Below are 2,027 nucleotides of genomic sequence, written 5' to 3' on the forward strand. Positions count from 1 at the left end.
CCGAGGGCCATCCGGCGAGCGTTATGGACATGAGCTTCGCCAACCAGGCGCTCTCCGCGGCCTATCTCGTCAAGAGGGGCAGCAGGCTCGAAAACGAAGTATATACCGTCCCCGAGGACATAGACAGGGAGATAGCACGGCTTAAACTCGCCGCACTGGGGATAAAGATAGATACGCTCACAAAGGAGCAGAAGAAGTACCTGGCCTCATGGGAGATGGGTACCTGATACCCGCCAAGGCCGGTGGGTAGCGTAAGGTATCGTGTGTAAACAGGTCTTCTTCATGCCCGGTGCCACTAACGGCCGCTCAGAAAATGAAGCACCATCATGGTGCGGGGAATTGGCTTGAGGGCCACGGGGTTTTGTGGTATCATTTCTTCCGTGGTATCCCGCATATATGATGAACGTTAAGGGCATATTGAGAGTTGCAGCGGTGACGGTCCTTCTGCCGTTTTTCCTTGCCTCCTGCTTTAAGGAAGTGGTCCCGGAGGTGGACCTGAGCGCGGAAGAGTTGTACTCTAAGGGGATGGCCGCTTACCATAACGGCCTTAGCAGCGAGTCCGGGGCGTACTTTAAAAGGGTCATGGACGAGCACCCCCTGGACCGTTATGCCGTGGACTCCCAACTCATGCTCGGGGAACTCCACTATAAGATGGCAAACTACGAGGACGCGGCCGCTTACTATACCACGTTCGTCTCGATGCACCCCGGCCACATAAAGGCCCCCTATGCGTTCTTCCAGAAGGGCATGAGCCACTTCAAACTGGTCCTCGCCTCCGACAGGGACCAGATCGAGACGGAGAAGGCCCTTTTTGCCTTCGAGGACTTCGTCAAGAGCTACCCCGATTCGCCGTATATGGGAAAGGCCGGGGAACTCATGGTTTTCTTGAAGAGGAGGCTCGCGGAGAGCGAGTTCAAAGTGGGCAAGTTCTACTTCAAGATGAAGAGCTACAGGGGGGCGCTTGCGAGGTTCATGCTGGTGTTGAAGGACTACCCGGACGTGGGTTTCACCGACGAGACCCTCTATTACGTGGGCAGGTCGTACGCGTTGCTGGGGGAGGAAGGTCTCGCCACGGAGACCTTCACGACCCTCGTAAAGGAGTTTCCAGAGAGCCCCTTCGCCAGAAAGGCGAAGAAGAAGTTCCTGGATGGCTGACCTATAAAAGGGGGCGCCGGCCCGCAGCGGCACCCCTCGCAGAGGCATTCATGGCTGAGAGCTGGCACGAGCATTACGAGGCAGGGAAACAGGCCTTCGAAGAGAAGGAGTACGGCACCGCCATAAAGCACCTTATGAAGGTGGCGGAGGAGAAGGACTACTTTGCCGACGTCTTCAATATGCTGGGCATACTATACTATAACAACGGCCGGTACGAGGAGGCCGCGAGGGCGCTGGAGAAGGCGATCAAGATAAACCCCAACTATACCGAGGCCGCGCTTAACCTTTCGGTTGTGTATAACGAGATGGGGGAGTTCGAAAAGTCCCAGGATGCCTACGCCGTGGCAAAGAAGGCCGAGAAGAGAGAGGACGAGCACTTTGCCCTGGACCCGTTCGTTAAGGGCAAACTCGCTAATATGCACGCCGCGATAGGTTCGGTGTACAAGGACCTCGCCTTCTATAGCGAGGCGGTCGATGCATACCGAAAGGCACTCCTGCTGAGGCCCGAGTTCGTGGACATTAAGATAAACCTCGGGATGGTCTACAGGGACATGAAGGATTTCAGCCGCTCGGTAAGGGAGCTGGAGGACGCGGCCAAGATGAACGCCGCATACCACGCCGCAAGGGTACAGCTCGGGCTTACCTACTACGCGATGGGGCAGCGCGACAGGGCGAAGGCCGAATGGCTGAAGGTCTTAAGGTTCGACCCCAACGACAAGATGGCCAATATGTACATGAACCTCCTCAAGGACGAGGCCGGGTAAGGCCGGTTTTTCCCCTCCCTCCGGCGTCCGTACGGGCACAACCCCACCACCACCAACAACAGCGATAACTTCAGGTAAGGGCGGACGTTCCTTCAGGTAGAAGGGGGG

The 2,027-nt window shown here is 56.8% G+C and carries 3 protein-coding genes; all 3 read left to right on the plus strand.

Translation table 11 applies throughout. The features are described 5' to 3' along the window. The coding region (locus tag V3W31_08515; GenBank protein ID MEE9614971.1) for an adenosylhomocysteinase at nucleotides 1–227 on the plus strand (227 nt) is incomplete at its 5' end. Between the two features lie 169 nt (nucleotides 228–396). Further along, on the plus strand, nucleotides 397–1,155 hold the full coding sequence (locus V3W31_08520) for an outer membrane protein assembly factor BamD (GenBank protein ID MEE9614972.1): 759 nt from the start codon (nucleotides 397–399) through the stop codon (nucleotides 1,153–1,155). Between the two features lie 50 nt (nucleotides 1,156–1,205). Next, nucleotides 1,206–1,919: a tetratricopeptide repeat protein gene (locus tag V3W31_08525; protein ID MEE9614973.1), complete on the plus strand. Its 714-nt coding sequence runs from the start codon at nucleotides 1,206–1,208 to the stop codon at nucleotides 1,917–1,919. Nucleotides 1,920–2,027 lie beyond the last annotated feature (108 nt).

The organism is Thermodesulfobacteriota bacterium (assembly GCA_036482575.1).
Lineage (GTDB): Bacteria > Desulfobacterota > GWC2-55-46 > GWC2-55-46 > JAUVFY01 > JAZGJJ01.